Here is a 15,413-nt window from a genome sequence, read left to right as displayed (position 1 = left end):
GCCACTGCCTCCGTCACTTGACGCAAGCACCGGCAATGGGTTGCATACGCTCTGTGAACGCGCACCCCGCTCCAACTGCCCTTTCTTGTACGTCCAGTACGCCACCCGCGCTGCGCGGGACGCTTTCCGGCGGGCTTCTTGGGGCAGGAGGAGCCGCGCCGTGGATCCGGTGATCGTCGTCGGCGCGGGCCCCGTCGGGCTCACGCTGTCCCTCGCCCTCGCCCGGCACGGCGTACCGTCCGTGGTGCTCGACGAGGGTCCCGGCAAGGACGAGCAGCGCCCCGCCCGCACGGTCGTGCTGCGCGAGGACACCGCCGCGCTCGCCGAGCGGCTCGCAGGTACGTCGTTCGACGGGGCCGGGTCGCGGTGGACCGGCTGGCGTTCCTTGCGCCGAAAGCAGGAGATGCGTGCGCTCACCTTCGGTGAGCAGATGCCCGCTCCCTTACACATCGCCCAGCACGAACTGACCGGTGCGCTCCGTGCGGCCGTGGCGCGGGAGCGGCTCGTCAAAATCGCCGTCGACAGCCGTCTCGACGGGATCGACGAGGAGAAGGACGGGCTGACCGCGCACACGCGCGGCCCCAAGGGCACGTGGTGGCGCGGCAGTTATCTGGTGGGCTGCGACGGTCCCCGCTCGACCGTCCGCAAGCTCCTCGACATCCGCTTCCCCGGCCGCACCGCCGTCGAACGTCACGCGGTCGCCGCACTGCGCACGGAACTTCCGTGGCCGGGTGAAGCGTTGCTCCATCGGAGCCCTCCGTGGCGGACCTCGGGTCCCTCGGGTCCGGAGATCGTCGGCCGCCCCCTCGCCGACGGTGTCTGGCGCCTGGACTGGCTGCTGCCGCCCCGCAGCGACCTGGTCACCCCGGATGTGCTGGTGTCGCGCATCCGCGAGACCCTCGCGGGCTGGTGCGGAGGCTCCACCCCGCCGTACGAGCTGCTGGACACGGGCGTCCACACGGTCCACCACCGCCTGGCCCGCCGCTGGCGCGTGGGCCGCGTCTTCCTCGCCGGGGACGCCGCGCACCTGCTCGGCGCGCTCGGCACCCAGGGCCTGGACGAGGGGCTGCGCGACGCGGACAACCTCGCCTGGAAGCTGGCCCTGACCTGGCACGACGGGCCGCGTCCCGTCCCGGTCGCCCTGCTCGACAGCTACCAGACCGAGCGCCGCGCCGTCGTCGCCGCACGGCTGCGCGCCGCGGACCAGGCGCTGCCGATACTGCGCGGCGGTGGCGGACTGCGCACCTACGTTCCCGGGAGCGCCCGCGGACATGACGCACTGCTCACGGACGGTCACCTGGGGCACGGGCCCCTCGGCGCGCCGGGGACGTACGCCGACTCCCCCCTCGCGCCGCCGCACACCGAGTCGGTGGTGGACGTGGACACGGCGCCCGGCGCCCCGATCGCCGATGTGCGGGTGACGGCGCCCGACGGCACCTTCGTCCGGCTCCGGGACCGGCTGGGCCTCGGGCGGCTGCTCGTCGTCCTCGTCGCGCCCGGCACCGGCGTATGGGAGCGCAAGCACTGGATGTCGGCGGGCCTGATGCCACGCCTCGCGGCGGCCGTCACCGCGCTGCCGCACGAGGCCGAGCTGCTCGTCGCGGAGAGTTACCCGGGCGCCGCCGCCCACACCGTGCTGCTGATCCGGCCGGACGGTCATCTGGTGACAGCGCTGAGCGGGGTGCGTCCCGCGGAGTTGTACGAGGCTGCGGAGACCGCGCTCGGCGGGCGCGTACCCGACGGGGAACCGGTGGAGACCGGGGCGAAGGCGCGTGGGCCTGCCTGAACGTCCATGGGCCCGTTCGTGGCCGCCGCCGGGCCGTCGTGGACCTCCCGGGGCGAGCGGGCCTTCCCGGGGGCTTTTTCAAGCTTTTCTCAAGTCCCCATCGAGTCTTTCTCGAACCTTTCTCGCGCCTTGCTCGCGCCCGCCTCGCGCGGTTCTCCGGCCGTTCTGGACGTGAGTTGACCGCCATCCATAGCCGTGGTGTACTCCGGAGCGTGACGATCGACACCGATGTACGCCTGTGGCGGAGGGTCCATATGGACCTCGTCCGCTACGCGGGCTGCGTGTGTCGCCCGTCCTGCTGAATTCGCCTTCTCCATTCCTCCGCGCGCCTGCCCTGTGCTGCCGTCTCGTCGGCACCCCGCGGCGCGTGTCCTTCGCGAACTCCAGGACGGTACCCGTGTCTCTGCCCACGCCCACGCCATCCGCGTCACCCACGTCCGAGCTCCCCTCGGCCCGGCCGGCCGCGCCCGAAGCGGCGCCCACCCAGGCCGACCTGCTCGACTTCGTCCGCCGCATCGCCGCGGACCGCGACCTCGTCGCCTCCCTGCCACTGGACCCGGAGGGCCGCACCTGGGTACGGCTCGAGGGCCCCGGCGGCAGCGAGGCCTGGCTCATCGGCTGGCCGCCCGGCACCGGCACCGGCTGGCACGACCACGCCGAATCCGTCGGCGCCTTCCTCACCGCGTCGGGTGAGCTGAAGGAGAACTCCCTGGCGGCCCGGCTGCCCGCCGACGGCTGGCAGACGCTGGAGCTGTCCGAAGGGGTCGACAGGAAGCGGCAGTTGGCGGCCGGCCAGGGCCGCGCCTTCGGGCGGCACCACGTGCACGAGGTGCTGAACGAGTCGCTCACCGAGCACGCCGTCTCGGTGCACGCCTACTACCCGCCGCTTCCGCAGATCCGCCGCTACAGTCGCACCGGCCAGGTCCTGCGGCTGGAGTCGGTGGAACGCCCGAAGGACTGGCAGTGAGCGCCGCCGACCACCGTCCGGTGGGCATCGACGAACTGCTGGAACAGGTCCGCTCCGGGCTCGACCGGATCGAGGCGCGCGAAGCGTTCGACGCGGCCTCCGGGGGCGAGGCGCTCCTGGTCGACATCCGGTACGCGGCACTGCGCGAGCGCGACGGACTGATCCCCGGCGCGCTGGTGGTCGAGCGCAACGAGCTGGAGTGGCGCCTCGACCCCCAGGGCAGCCACCGTGCCCCCGAGGCGACGGGCCACGGCCTGCGCGTCGTGGTCGTCTGCAACGAGGGCTACGCCTCCAGCCTCGCGGCCGCGTCCCTGCGGCAGTTGGGGCTGCTCCGGGCGACGGACCTGGTGGGCGGGTTCCAGGCGTGGCGAGCGGCGGGCCTGCCGGTCACGGAGGCGTGACGGCCACTCCCGGCTGTGACGGCTCACGCCTCGGGGCGGCGGCTCACTCTCTGGATGTGGCTACGGTGACGGGCCGGATCCGCAGAGCCGCGCGCCCGGGCAGTGAGGTCGCGGCCAGGGCGAGCAGCCCGGCGGCCGCGACCACCGCCACGTACACCAGCGGCAACACCGCCGGGGCCGCCGCGCCCGTCATCCCCAGGCTGAACGCGGTGAGCACGGCCAGGGCGATGCCGCTGCCCAGGACCACGCCCATGAGGACGACGGTCAGTGCCTCGATCCGGAGCATCCGCAGCACCTGCCGCCGGGTCGCTCCGGCGAGGCGGAGCAGCGCGAACTCGCGGATCCGCTCGGACACCGACATCGCGAGCGTGTTGACGACTGCGATCGCGGTGAAGGCGAGGACGAGTGCCATGGCGAGGAGATTGACCTCGGCGTTCGCCTGCTGCCTGGCCTCCTGGAGACCGTCGGCGGCGCCCGGAGAAAGAATCCGCACGCCCGGGAACTCACGGAGCGTGGTCGCGAGTTGTCTCTGTGTACGGCTGGTGGAGACGAGCACGGAGGAGGCGAGCGGATTGTCGATGTGGTGGGAGAGCAGAGCGTGGGCGACGGTCAGATCGCCGAAGCCGAGCCCCCTGGCGTAGACGGCTGCGACGGTGAGCGCGGCGGGCGTGCCGTCCCCGAGCGTCACCTTCAGGGTACTGCCGGGCTTCAAGTGCAGCTGATCTGCGGCGAGTTCACTGACGGCGACCGAGCGGGCCCCGAATCCGTCGAGTGATCCGGCGGTGACGTCCGGGTCCCAGGTGCGGGTCAGCCCGGCCGATGTCACGCCCTGTGCGGGGTACTTGTCGAGGCCGACGCGGACGGTCGAGCGCACGACTTGGGTGGCCGTGGTGCCCTGGTCCGCTCGCAGCGCACGCACGGCGGCTTCGGGCACGCCCGGCCCTTGCGCGGCGAGCACCCAGTCCGCGCGGACCCCGTCGCGCACCTGGGCGCGGGCGGCGTCGCCGAGGGTGGGCTGCGCGAACAGGACGGTGCAGGTCATGCCGACGAGGAGGGTGAGGGGGGTGACGACGGCGGCCATGCGGACGGCGTTGCCCCGGACGTTGGCGGCGGCGAGCCGAGCACCGGGGCCGGTCATCCGCAGCGGCCGCCCGAGGACGGCCATGGTCGCCTTGACGAGGAGCGGCCCGAGGAGGGAGACGGCGACAGCCAGGACGACAACGGTCAGAAAGGTGACGGGAGTCGACGCCGCTTCGGTGCGCAGACCGCCGAGGACGACGACGAGAACGGTGCCGCCGGTGAGGGCCACGAGTCCGGCGACGATCCGGGGCAGCGGTGGCCGGCCGGGCTCGACGCTCGCTTCGGAGAGCGCTTCGGCGGGCCGGATCCGGGCGATACGGCGGGCGGCGACACGGGCGGCGGCCCAGGCGCCGAACAGTGTGGCGACGAGCGCCGCCGCCACCGGGAAGAAGCTCACGGTGCGCTCCAGCGTGGGCGGTACAGCGCCCAGCTCGACGAACCGCCGATACAGCCGGCCGCCGAGGGGCAGCCCCAGGAGTGCGCCGACGACACCGGCCGCCGCACCGACGACCAGCGCCTCACGCCCGAGCAGGGCCCGGATCTGCCTGGGTGTGGCGGCGATGGCGCGCAGCAGGGCGAGTTCACGGTGCCGCTGCTGCACGGAAAGGGCGAAGGTTCCTGCGACGACGAGGACGGCGACGAGCAGGGAGGTGCCGCCCATGGCCCCGCCCATGCTGACGAGTTTCACGCGGGCGGCCGAGGCGTCGAGGAACTCGACCGTGCCGCGCGCCTCTCCGGTGGTGACGCGCGCGTGTGTCCCGTCGAGGGCGCGCTCGACGGCTTGCTTCAACTGGCCTGCTTCCTGGCCCCGTTCGGGAATCACGCCGATGGCCGTGACCTTGCCGGGGTGCGCCGCGAGCCGCTCGGCCTCGGCGGCGGAGAAGAACAGCGACGTCTGGTGCGTGACTGCGACGCCGGTGCCGGGAGCGGCGATGCCCGTGACGCGGTAGCTCCGTGGGTCCTGCGTGGACTGCACGGTGAGACGGTCGCCGGGCGCGAGGTGGGCGCGGTGCGCGAGGTCGCGGTCGACCACGAGGTCACGGGCGGAGCGGGGCGCGGTCCCGGCGGTGAGCGCGTACGGGGTGAGGGCGGCGGAGTCCCATGCGTGCCCGTACGCGGGCCGACCGGCGTCGGCCGCCCCCGGGGCCAACGGCTGGGCCGGGAAGGTCAGTTCGGGAACCGCACGGCGCACGCCGGGCACCTCCCGGATCTTCTGGGCGACGTCGGCGGAGAGCCAGGCCCGCTCGGCGAGCGGCTTGGCCTTGTGCTTGACCTTCGTCTTGCCCTTCTTGTGCTTGACGACGGTCCGGTGGACGTCCTGGTCGGCGGAGACCAGGACCGGCGCGGCCATGAAGCGCTCGGTGCGGACGGTGCCGCGCAATCCCGTCTCGAGCAGGGTGCCGCAGGCCGTGACGAGGGCAGCGGCGCACATCAGGGCGAGGAAGGCCCCGAGGAACCCGCCCTTGCGGTCCCGCACGGTCCTCAGGGCGTAGCGCAGCATCATGACGTTCCGCTGGTGAGAATCATGCGCTTACGATCGCCCGTGCCCGCTGCCCCTGGCACTGTGGCGGTCCGGCCTCTTGAGGCGGGGGTAAACCCCCCGTCAGGCCACCGCCCCCGCGAGTCGCTACTCCCCGAACTCCAGGTCCTCGGTCTCCTCCCCCTCTTCCTCCAGTGCCTGACGTACCAGACGGAGCGCCAAGCCCTCGGAGTAACCCTTGCGGGCAAGCATTCCCGCGAGGCGGCGCAGCCTCTTGTCGCGGTCGAGGCCGCGCGTGGAGCGGAGCTTGCGGGCGACGAGTTCGCGCGCGGTCTCCTCCTCCTGATCGGCGTCGAGCTGCCCGACCGCCTCGTCGATCACCGTGGAGTCCACGCCCTTGGTGCGCAGTTCACGGGCGAGCGCCCGGCGGGCCAGACCCCGCCCGTGGTGCCGGGACTCCACCCAGGCGTCCGCGAAGGCGCTGTCGTTGATCAGTCCGACCTCCTCGAACCGGGACAGCACCTCCTCCGCCACCTCGTCCGGGATCTCCCGCTTGCGCAGGGCATCGGCCAGCTGTTTGCGCGTGCGCGGGGTCCCGGTGAGCAGACGCAGGCAAATGTTCCGCGCCCGCTCCGCCGGGTCCCCCGACGGCTCCCCTCGCCCGGCCCTCGACGGGTCAGGAGGGCCGTCGTCCTGTGCTGCGCCGGGCGGGTCCCCGAACCCGCCTCTGCGCCGGCGTCCGCGCTGCCCGGCCCCGCCCCGCGACCGTCCCCCGCGGCGCGGCCCGCCCACCGCACCGTCCCCCGCTTCGACGTCGCGCCCAGTCTCCCCGTACGCGGCATCGTCGTACGCCTCGTCGCCCCCGCGTCCCCGGTCATCGGGCGCGGCGAGGCCTGCGTCGTACTCGGCCCAGTCGGTTCGTCGCGTCACGGACTAGCTCTTGACCGCCGCGGCCTTGGACTTGGCGGTCTTGGGGGCGGGCACCGTCTTCGCCGCGTCCTCGGCGGGAGCCTCGGCCACCGCGTCCGCGGCCGGCTCGGCGTCCGGCTCCTTCGGGCGGACACCGACGCCCAGCTTCTCCTTGATCTTCTTCTCGATCTCGTTGGCCAGGTCGGGGTTGTCCTTCAGGAAGTTGCGCGCGTTCTCCTTGCCCTGGCCGAGCTGGTCGCCCTCGTACGTGTACCAGGCGCCGGCCTTGCGCACGAAGCCGTTCTCCACGCCCATGTCGATCAGGCCGCCCTCGCGGCTGATGCCTTGCCCGTAGAGGATGTCGAACTCGGCCTGCTTGAAGGGCGGCGCGACCTTGTTCTTGACGACCTTGACGCGCGTACGGTTGCCGACCGCGTCGGTGCCGTCCTTCAGGGTCTCGATCCGTCGGATGTCGAGCCGCACCGAGGCGTAGAACTTCAGCGCGCGGCCACCGGTCGTCGTCTCCGGGGAGCCGAACATCACACCGATCTTCTCGCGCAGCTGGTTGATGAAGATCGCGGTGGTCTTCGACTGGTTGAGCGCGCTGGTGATCTTTCGCAGGGCCTGGCTCATCAGGCGGGCCTGCAGACCCACGTGCGAGTCACCCATCTCGCCCTCGATCTCCGCGCGCGGCACGAGTGCGGCGACGGAGTCGATGACGATCAGGTCCAGGGCGCCGGAGCGCACCAGCATGTCGACGATCTCCAGAGCCTGCTCGCCGTTGTCCGGCTGGGACAGGATCAGGTTGTCGATGTCGACGCCGAGCTTCTTCGCGTACTCGGGGTCGAGAGCGTGCTCGGCGTCGATGAAGGCCACCGAACCGCCCGCGCGCTGTGCGTTCGCCACGGCGTGCAGCGTCAGCGTCGTCTTACCGGAGGACTCCGGGCCGTACACCTCCACCACGCGGCCGCGCGGGATGCCGCCGACACCGAGCGCGACGTCCAGCGCGGTCGAGCCGGTGGGGATGACCTCGATGGGGTCATTCGGCCGCTCGCCCATGCGCATGACCGCGCCCTTGCCGAATTGCCGTTCAATCTGTGCGAGCGCGGCTTCGAGCGCCTTCTCGCGGTCCGTACCTGCCATGGGTTCCACCCGGTTTGCTTGTGTCGATCGCTTCACGTCAAAGACGCTAACGCCTGCCACTGACAATCGGCCTCGACGCCCGTCCGCCTGTGGATAACTCGAGGCTTCTCGCCCGGTCACTCTCTCCGGATCCCTTGGGATTCCTGAGAAGAAAGCCCCTGGTTCCCCCCATGAGAATGGATGTTCGATTTCGGTGTCAAGCGCACCACGCGGGGCGGAGCCGTCAAGATCACTCGCTGCCGTGGGCCCGTCGCGCGAGGTTCTCACGCAGCTCGGTCAGCCGGTCGATCTCGGCGTCCAGGGCCGCGAGACGCCGATCGACGACCGACGACGCGGCGGCGCCCGGCTCGGCGGCGGCGCAGCGCGGCGGCGGATCCTGGGTGAGCAGCGGCAGCCGGTCCGCCCTGCCACGCAGGTCCTCGACGGTGAGTCCGAGGGCGAGCAGATCGCGGATGACCCGGACCTGGGCGACCTCACCCGGACCGTACTCGCGCTGGCCTGAAGCGGTGCGCACGGGCGGGGAGAGCAGCCCGCGCTGCTCGTAGAACCGCAGCGCCCGCGGAGTGGTCCCGGCCGCTGCCGCCGCCTCACCGATCCGCATACCGCCCCTCACCCCGTCTCGGCGCGTACCCATGACCACGGGCCCGCGCCGGCTACACGTCCACCACGACAGCCCCGAAATGCCTGCCCTCCATCATGTCCCGCAACGCCTGCGGCGCGCGGTCGATACCCGCGATCCGGGTATGGGGAAAGACGATCTCCCCGGAGCGCAGCCAGCCCCCGAAGCGGCTGTTCCACTCCTTCTCGACATCGGGGTGGTCCGCGCCGTTGTACCCGCGCAGCGAGACGCTCTTGACCAGAAGGCGGTGGGCGTCGATCTCCACCGGGGCGCTGCCACCGCTCCGGTCGGCCGCCAACTGCCCCGACAGCGCGCCGATCAGCGCGAACCGCGCGCCCTGCCGGGCCGCGCCGAGTGCGGCGACGAGTTGTTCCCCCGCGACGTTGTCCACCAGGACGTCGATGCCTTCGGGCGCCGCCTCGGCGAGCTGGTCGGCGAGCGGTCCCGCGCCCCGCAGCACGACCGCGTCGTAGCCGAGTTCGGCGACCAGCCGCCCGGCCTTCGCCTTCGAACTCGTCGTGCCGATGACGCGCTTCGCGCCCAGCAGCCGGGCGATCTGGCCGGCGAGGGACCCCACCGCACCCGCCGCCCCGGTGACGAGGACGACATCGCCCTCACGGACGCCGACGAGGCGCGTCAGCGCTCCGTAAGCGGCCGCTCCCGGGGAGAGGCTCGCGACCGGATCGGGCAGCGCGGCGTCCAGCACCGTGCAGTCGGCGGCGGCCACCAGGGCGTACTCCCGCCAGCCGAGCAGATGGGTCACCAGGTCGCCGGTGCGCAGCGGCCCGTGCGCGGGCGCGGCCACGACCTCGCCGACGGCCATGCCGAACAGCGTGTCCCCACGGTGCAGTTGAGGCATCGGCACCCCTTCCGCCTCCCCGCCCATCAGGGTGCGCAGTCCGGGGAAGACCAGGAAGTGCCGATTCCTGACCATGACCTGGCCCGCTTCTGGGCGGCGAGCGGTTCCTCCACGACGGTGAAGTGCTCCGGCGCGGGCAGCCCCTGGGGGACTGCTGCGAGCTGTACGTGGCGTGCGGTGTCGGGCAGGGCTGTGGTCATGATCGGCCTCCGGTGGAGTGCGGGTCAGCGGTCCGGCGGACGGTCCGCCGCCCCCGGAGTGCGGTGACGCCAACCCCTGACCCGCACGTCAAGGTCAAGCCCTGAGGAGCGGGAACCGGCTCACTGGCCTTCGGAGTTGGGCTCGTTCGGCCCCCGCAGGGCGCGTCGCGCGCGGGCGAGGACCGTCGCGCCGCCACGTCTGCGGTGCCCGTGCACGCGCGGGTCGTCGGTGACGTCGTACCGCTTCACGTAGGCGCCCAGGAACGCCTGCAGCGTCGCGACGGCGGGGATCGCGATCAGCGCGCCCACGGCACCGAGCAGCGCCGTGCCCACGATGACCGATCCGAAGGCGACCGCGGGGTGGATGTCCACCGTCTTGGCGGTCAGCTTCGGCTGCAGCATGTAGTTCTCGAACTGCTGGTACACGACTACGAAGATGAGCACCCACAGCGCGTACCAGGGGTCCACGGTGAAGGCGATCAGCATCGGCAGGGCGCCCGCCAGGTAGGTGCCGATGGTCGGGATGAACTGCGAGACTAGGCCCACCCAGACGGCGAGCACCGGCGCGTACGGCACGCCGAGCGCCTGCAGCAGGATGTAATGCGCGATTCCCGAGATCAGCGCCATCAGACCGCGCGAGTACAGGTAGCCGCCCGTCTTGTCGACGGCGATCTCCCAGGCACGCAGCACCTCGGCCTGCTTGGCGGGCGGCAGCACCGAGCACAGCGCGCGCCGCAGCCGCGGCCCGTCGGCGGCGAAGTAGAACGAGAACAGCGCGATCGTCAGGAGCTGGAAGAGCCCGCCGAGCACCTGCCCGGACACGTCCAGGACGCCAGTGGCGCTGTTCTGGACGTACTTCTGGAGCCAGTCCGAGTGCAGCAGGCTGTCCTGGACCTCGACGCGGTTGAGCTCGGTGTGGAACGTCTGGTTGACCCAGCTGATGACCTGGTCGAGGTATTTCGGAAAGTCCTCGACCATGTCCACGATCTGCCCGGCGAGCATCGACCCCATCAGCACGACGAAGCCCGCGCACGCGATCATCACGGCGAAGAAGACGAGGCCCGTGGCGAGGCCGCGACGCAGTCCGCGCGCCGACATCCAGCTCACCGCGGGCTCCACCGCGAGCGCCAGGAAGAACGCGATCAGAACGTTGATCAGCAGCCCGGTGATCTGGTGGAAGGCCCAACTGCCGAGCTGGAAGCAGGCGATGAGAGCCAGGGCGAGCACCATCGCGCGCGGCAGCCAGCGCGGCATGCCGGGGCGCGGAACCGGCGCCGGGCCGGGCGGCTCCTCGGGAGGTGTCGTGCCGGGCGGTGCGGCGTCGTCCGCCACCTGGAGGTTCTCGTCTGTCGCTGCCACGGGGCCAGTCTCGCCCACACCACAAGTCATCGGTGACCGCCCCCGGCCCGCCGACGCGATCAGCGCTCGTCGGCGGGCACGTCCATCGTGGTGCACACCACGCGCCAGACGTCCTTCGCCTCCCAGCCGGAGTCGAGCGCCTCTTGGACCGTGCGCCCGCCGAGCCCCGCCATCACGTGGTCGCGCGCGAACGTGTCGGCGTACCCGGACCCGAAGTGGCCCGCCATCCGCTGCCAGAAAACCGTCAACCGCATGCCTCCAGTATCCCGCCCCTGAGAGTGGGGCCGGGCCGGGGAGGCTCACCGAGAACGCTTTCCGTCCTACGGTCGGTGCATGGCCGAAACCGGAGCTTCCCCACTCCCCTCATCGCCCTCGGCACGCTCCCCGCTCTCCCGTGCCGAACCGTTTGTCTGGCTGACCGCGCGCGTCCTGGAACAGCGTCGCTTCGCCTACCACTTCCTGGAGGGCTCGTCCGCGGCGGCCGATGCCGTCGAGACCGCCCTGGCCGCCTACCGCAACGAGGACGACGGCTACGGGCACGCCCTCGAACCCGATCTGCGCGGCCCGGTCAGCCAGCCCCTGCACACCGGTCACGCGCTGCGTGTCCTGGACTCGATCGGGCGGTGCTCGGGGCAGCGCGTGGAGCGGGTGTGCCGCTATCTGACCGCCGTCTCCACTCCGGAAGGCGCCCTTCCGGCGGTGCATCCCAGCCAGCGCGACTATCCGCACGCGCCGTTCGTGCCCATCGTGGACGATCCGCCGAGCGAGCTGCTGGCCACCGGCCCGGTGGTCGGCCTGCTGCACCGCAACGAGGTGTGGCACGCCTGGCTGTTCCGGGCCACGGACTTCTGCTGGGCAGCCGTCGAGTCACTGAAGACGTCACATCCGTACGAGATCGAGGCGGCGGTCGCCTTCCTGGACGGTGTACCGGACCGCTCGCGCGCGCGGGTCGCCGCCGACCGGCTCGGGCGGCTCGTCCGCGAGCAGCGGCTCGCGGTGCTCGATCCGGGACGCGAGGACGACTACCCGGTCGCTCCCGGCTACGCGCCGGGCGAGCACCACTTCCCGTACGACTACGCGAAGGTTCCCGAGTCGCTGGCCCGCTCCTGGTTCACCGACGAGGAGATGTCCCACGCGCTCGGCCATCTGGAGAACGAGCAGCAGGAGGACGGCGGCTGGCCGGTCAATTGGCGCCAGTGGGCGCCGGGCACCGCCCTGGAGGCGCGTCCCATGGTGACGATCGAGGCGCTGCGCACACTGCGCGCCTACGGACGTCCCTTGTAGACAGCCGTGGGCTGTGTCAGTCCTCGGAGTCGCGCAGAAGCAGCGCCGCTAGCGCGAGCGCCGTGCCGCGCGGCGACGACAGGTCGATGCCGGTCTGCTCGGCGATCTTCGCGAGCCGGTTGTCGACGGTGTTCGGGTGCAGCACGAGCGCGGCGGCGGTGGCCCTGCGGTCCTGCTGCTGGGCCATGTGGGTACGCAACGTCTCCAGCAGTTCGGGCCGCCCCGCGATCGGGTCGAGGAGCGCCGCGATGCGGTGGCTGCTCTCGTTGCGTCGCGACAGGTGGTACTCGAGGAGGATGTCGTCGAGCCGGTGCAGACCGGGTGGCCGGCCGCACGCGCGCGCGACGCGCAGGATCTCGGTCGCGGTGCGGGCCCCCTCGGTGATGTGCTCGGGCCCTTCCACCCGCACGGCGGCCACCCGCACCTGCAGGCCGCTGGCCTTGCTCAGGTGCTGCGGCAGGTCGTCGGGCGGGGCGCAGTCCTGAGGGACGACGACGCGGCCGCCGTCACCGTCCAGGAGCGCCGGCACGTCCATCCCGAAGGCGCGGTCCAGGACGGTCTGGACGCGCCGCAGACGGCGGCGTACCGCGACCGGGCCTGCTGAAGGCGGCGCGTCGAGGCCGAGCGCGAGGACGAGAGCGGGGCCTTCGAGGCGGAGCTGGTCGAGCAGCACATGGCCGGGCGGGACCATGCCGTCGAGCAGGCCGCGCAGCAACGACCGCTGCTGGGCCCGCTGTTCGGCCTCCAGGGCCGAGCGTTCGTCCAGGTACGTCTCGGCGACCGCGCCCACGATGGCGGGGTGGCTCTGGAGCAGGATGTCGACCAGTTCGACGAGCGCGGCCTCCTCGCCGGGGCGCGCCACGTCGCGCAGCGCCTGCCACAGGACGTAGACGCCGAGCGCGTGGGTGCGCAGCAGGAGGTGCAGCGGCATGCCCTCCTCGGCGCGCTGGGCGGCCCTCTCACGGAACAGCCGGTGGCTGCCGGGCTGCTCCTGGCCGAAGCCGTCGACGCGGCGCAGGAAGAGCCGTACGCCGTGCCGGGCGGTCGCGGCGATCTCCAGGTCCTTCACGTCGTCGGGCAGATCCGCGTACCCGGGCAGGTCCTCGAAGGAGTCGCGGGCCATGCGGCGGGCCAGCTCGTTGACGCGCGGCTCGCAGCGCGCGGCGAGAGAGCGTGCTTCGGGTGACAGAGGCACGGTTTCCCTCCCTCGGTTCTGGACTCGTGTTTCCGTACGCGGCTGCTCGGGGTGAAGCGTCACCTTACGTAGACGCGTCACACTACGTAGATCCAGCACAGCAGTAAGAGGTCATGCCCTACGGATCAGGTCACCCCGTAAGCGCCCGCACCCCTGCCGTGACGACCACGGCGGCGGCGACGACCACGAGGAACGGTGCGCGCAGCACCAGCGCGACGGCGGCCGCTGCCAGCCCCGCCGCCTTGGCGTCGAGGATCAGGACGCGCCCCTCCGCGAACGTCTGCTGCGCCGTGAGGGCGGCGAGCAGCGCGACCGGGAGCAGCGCCGCGAGGCGTTTCACGGCGGGCCGCTCCAGAGCGCCCGCGGGCACGAGCAGGCCGATCAGCTTGACGGCGTAACAGCCCACCGCGGTGACGCCGATGGCGATCCAGATGTTCAACGGTCTCCTCCTTGCTCGGCATCAGCATCGGCATCGGATACGGCGGAACGGCGACGGCCCTCTACGTAGAGCACTGCCGGTGCGGCGAGGGCGGCCACCAGAACGGGCACTCCGGCCGGCAGCACAGGAAGCAGTGCGAGCCCGAGTACGACGGCGACGGCCGCTACGGCCCGCTCGGTGGTGGTCTTCAGCATCGGTGCCAACAGGGCGAGGAAGACGGCAGGCCCGGCCGCGTCGATCCCCCAGGCGTCGGTGTCGCCGATGGCCTCGGCCCCGAGGGCGCCGAACAGCGTGGTCAGGTTCCACAGGACGTACAGGGTGAGTCCGGTGACGGTGAACCCCATGCGCACGCTGCGCCGCGTCGGCTGGGCCAGGGCGACGGCCGACGTCTCGTCGATGACCCAGTGCGCGGCGAACGGCCGCACCGCGCGCGGGAGGGCCAGCAACTGGGAAAGGCGCAGCCCGTAGAACGCGTTGCGCACGCCGAGGAAGAACGCGCCCGCGGCGGCGGTGAACGGGTTGCCTCCGGCCGCGAGTGCGCCGACGAGCGCGAACTGTGACGCCCCGGTGAAGACAAGAAGGCTGAGCGCGCAGGTCTGCAGCACGCTGAGGCCGCTGCCCGCCGAGGTCACTCCGAAGGCGAATCCGGACAGCCCGACCGCGACGCCGACGCCGAGCGCGTCCCGCACGACGGCGGCGTCGGACTTGCCGGCCTCTCCCGTGTGCCCGGGCTCGGTGTGCTCGGGACGGGGGTCGTCCGGTGGTCGTATGTCTGCGGGTGTTGTCTGTTCTGCCACGCCTCGGACCGTACGAGGAAGCGCCCGTCAGCGTCTTGTACGTTCTTGCGCTCGCGCTGGTACGCCCCTGGGGGCACCCCGACGATCCGGGTGAAGTGCCGGTTCAGGTGCGGCTGGTCGGTGAAACCGACGGCCACGGCGGCATCGGCTGGCGCCGTGCCCTTCTCCAGGAGGCGGCGTGCGACGCGCACCCGCTCGTTGGTGAGCCAGGCGTGCGGCGGCATCCCGTAGGCGTCGCGGAAGGCCCGCAGCAACGCGAACGAACTGGTGCCGAGGTCCGCGGCGAGGGCCTCCAGGGACGGCGGGTCGGTCATGCCCTCCTGGAGGACCTCACGCGCGCGTGCCGCGGCCCTGGCCCCCGCGGACCAACGCGGGCGCTGGGCGAGCGCCGTGCCGTGGTCGCGCAGCAGCCGGGCGAGCACGACCCGAAGCAGGCTGTCGGCGGCCAGCGCGTCGCCCTGCTCTGCGGCCCGGTGCACCTCCTGGATCAGCTGCGCGGCCCGGGGATCCATGACGATGGTCTCGCCGAAGCCCGCGGTGCCGCGGACCGTGGTGGTCTCCGCCGCTATCTCGGCGACGACCTGCGCGGAGGGGTAGAGCGTGGCGTACGACCAGCCGTCGGGGCCGCCGGCCCGCGCGGTGTGCGCCACCTCGGGGTTGATCATGACGACGCTGCCCGGCCCGGCGTACACGGTGCCGTCGGGCAGGCCGACCTCCTCGACACCGCGGGTGACCGCGCCGAACACATAGCCGTCGTGGCTGTGGCGCGGGAAGGTGTGCCGGAGGTAACGGGCCCGCAGCAGATCGAGCCCGGGCAGCCGTTCGTACCGCCAGTGCCGCGCCCATTCGCCGTTGCCCGCCATGCCCCCATTCTGCGCCACGTCACCCTGATGAA

The 15,413-nt window shown here is 72.2% G+C and carries 15 protein-coding genes and 1 pseudogene; 5 read left to right on the top strand and 11 right to left on the bottom strand.

The features are described from left to right. The first annotated feature begins 160 nt into the window (after positions 1-160). The 4 genes from AB0J02_RS34285 (at position 161) to AB0J02_RS34270 (ending at position 3,154) form a co-directional block, all read left to right on the top strand. Positions 161-1,786, top strand: coding sequence for an FAD-dependent monooxygenase (locus AB0J02_RS34285; protein WP_363197742.1), 1,626 nt, complete (start codon positions 161-163; stop codon positions 1,784-1,786). A 38-nt stretch (positions 1,787-1,824) separates the two neighbouring features. Then, a complete protein-coding gene (locus tag AB0J02_RS34280; protein ID WP_363197741.1) occupies positions 1,825-2,088 on the top strand; it encodes a putative leader peptide in 264 nt (87 codons plus the stop codon). Positions 2,089-2,183: 95 nt separating this feature from the next. Then, a complete protein-coding gene (locus AB0J02_RS34275) occupies positions 2,184-2,753 on the top strand; it encodes a cysteine dioxygenase (protein ID WP_363197740.1) in 570 nt (189 codons plus the stop codon). Beyond that, the gene (locus AB0J02_RS34270; protein WP_363197739.1) at positions 2,750-3,154 is read left to right on the top strand and encodes a rhodanese-like domain-containing protein; all 405 of its coding nucleotides are present in this window, start codon (positions 2,750-2,752) and stop codon (positions 3,152-3,154) included. Before AB0J02_RS34275 ends, AB0J02_RS34270 begins: the two co-directional genes overlap by 4 nt. Before the next feature lie 43 nt (positions 3,155-3,197). Here AB0J02_RS34270 and AB0J02_RS34265 read toward each other — a convergent pair whose 3' ends face one another. The 7 genes and pseudogenes from AB0J02_RS34265 to AB0J02_RS34235 form a co-directional block, all read right to left on the bottom strand. Continuing rightward, the gene (locus tag AB0J02_RS34265; protein WP_363197738.1) at positions 3,198-5,738 is read right to left on the bottom strand and encodes an ABC transporter permease; all 2,541 of its coding nucleotides are present in this window, start codon (positions 5,736-5,738) and stop codon (positions 3,198-3,200) included. A 123-nt stretch (positions 5,739-5,861) separates the two neighbouring features. Next, on the bottom strand, positions 5,862-6,644 hold the full coding sequence (gene recX / locus AB0J02_RS34260) for a recombination regulator RecX (RefSeq protein ID WP_363197737.1): 783 nt from the start codon (positions 6,642-6,644) through the stop codon (positions 5,862-5,864). Between the two features lie 3 nt (positions 6,645-6,647). Continuing rightward, a complete protein-coding gene (gene recA / locus AB0J02_RS34255) occupies positions 6,648-7,766 on the bottom strand; it encodes a recombinase RecA (RefSeq protein ID WP_363197736.1) in 1,119 nt (372 codons plus the stop codon). Positions 7,767-7,995: 229 nt separating this feature from the next. Beyond that, positions 7,996-8,367: a MerR family transcriptional regulator gene (locus AB0J02_RS34250; protein ID WP_363197735.1), complete on the bottom strand. Its 372-nt coding sequence runs from the start codon at positions 8,365-8,367 to the stop codon at positions 7,996-7,998. A 52-nt stretch (positions 8,368-8,419) separates the two neighbouring features. Next, positions 8,420-9,444: pseudogene (locus AB0J02_RS34245) on the bottom strand (NADP-dependent oxidoreductase). A 120-nt stretch (positions 9,445-9,564) separates the two neighbouring features. After that, positions 9,565-10,803 carry an AI-2E family transporter gene (locus AB0J02_RS34240; protein WP_363197734.1) on the bottom strand — a complete coding sequence of 413 codons (1,239 nt, stop codon included), beginning with the start codon at positions 10,801-10,803 and terminating at the stop codon, positions 9,565-9,567. 59 nt (positions 10,804-10,862) lie between these two features. Further along, complete coding sequence (locus tag AB0J02_RS34235) at positions 10,863-11,057, bottom strand: DUF3046 domain-containing protein (protein WP_363197733.1); 195 nt, start codon at positions 11,055-11,057, stop codon at positions 10,863-10,865. 79 nt (positions 11,058-11,136) lie between these two features. On the opposite strand from AB0J02_RS34235, the gene AB0J02_RS34230 reads away from it, so the two are divergent. Continuing rightward, positions 11,137-12,087 carry a hypothetical protein gene (locus AB0J02_RS34230; RefSeq protein WP_363197732.1) on the top strand — a complete coding sequence of 317 codons (951 nt, stop codon included), beginning with the start codon at positions 11,137-11,139 and terminating at the stop codon, positions 12,085-12,087. Positions 12,088-12,103: 16 nt separating this feature from the next. Here the strand turns inward: AB0J02_RS34230 and AB0J02_RS34225 are convergent, their stop codons facing one another. From AB0J02_RS34225 to AB0J02_RS34210, 4 genes are all read right to left on the bottom strand, one after another. Continuing rightward, positions 12,104-13,282 carry a helix-turn-helix domain-containing protein gene (locus AB0J02_RS34225; protein WP_363197731.1) on the bottom strand — a complete coding sequence of 393 codons (1,179 nt, stop codon included), beginning with the start codon at positions 13,280-13,282 and terminating at the stop codon, positions 12,104-12,106. Positions 13,283-13,412: 130 nt separating this feature from the next. Continuing rightward, on the bottom strand, positions 13,413-13,721 hold the full coding sequence (locus tag AB0J02_RS34220; RefSeq protein ID WP_363197730.1) for an AzlD domain-containing protein: 309 nt from the start codon (positions 13,719-13,721) through the stop codon (positions 13,413-13,415). After that, the gene (locus tag AB0J02_RS34215; RefSeq protein ID WP_363197729.1) at positions 13,718-14,410 is read right to left on the bottom strand and encodes an AzlC family ABC transporter permease; all 693 of its coding nucleotides are present in this window, start codon (positions 14,408-14,410) and stop codon (positions 13,718-13,720) included. The genes AB0J02_RS34220 and AB0J02_RS34215 overlap by 4 nt, the downstream gene beginning before the upstream one ends. After that, on the bottom strand, positions 14,350-15,381 hold the full coding sequence (locus AB0J02_RS34210; protein WP_363197728.1) for an AraC family transcriptional regulator: 1,032 nt from the start codon (positions 15,379-15,381) through the stop codon (positions 14,350-14,352). The genes AB0J02_RS34215 and AB0J02_RS34210 overlap by 61 nt, the downstream gene beginning before the upstream one ends. Positions 15,382-15,413: the final 32 nt, after the last annotated feature.

Source organism: Streptomyces sp. NPDC050264 (genome assembly GCF_040655895.1).
Taxonomy (GTDB): Bacteria; Actinomycetota; Actinomycetes; order Streptomycetales; family Streptomycetaceae; genus Streptomyces.
Note: the sequence above shows the minus strand (reverse complement) of the source record. Positions and strands in the feature narration are given on the sequence as shown.

Excerpts from the sequence above, each read along its gene's own strand:
- AB0J02_RS34265 (WP_363197738.1), bottom strand. The coding sequence starts at position 5,738 with ATGATGCTGCGCTACGCCCTGAGGACCGTGCGGGACCGCAAGGGCGGG.
- AB0J02_RS34250 (WP_363197735.1), bottom strand. The coding sequence starts at position 8,367 with ATGCGGATCGGTGAGGCGGCGGCAGCGGCCGGGACCACTCCGCGGGCG.
- AB0J02_RS34235 (WP_363197733.1), bottom strand. The coding sequence starts at position 11,057 with ATGCGGTTGACGGTTTTCTGGCAGCGGATGGCGGGCCACTTCGGGTCC.
- AB0J02_RS34210 (WP_363197728.1), bottom strand. The coding sequence starts at position 15,381 with ATGGCGGGCAACGGCGAATGGGCGCGGCACTGGCGGTACGAACGGCTG.
- AB0J02_RS34230 (WP_363197732.1), top strand. The coding sequence starts at position 11,137 with ATGGCCGAAACCGGAGCTTCCCCACTCCCCTCATCGCCCTCGGCACGC.
- recA (WP_363197736.1), bottom strand. The coding sequence starts at position 7,766 with ATGGCAGGTACGGACCGCGAGAAGGCGCTCGAAGCCGCGCTCGCACAG.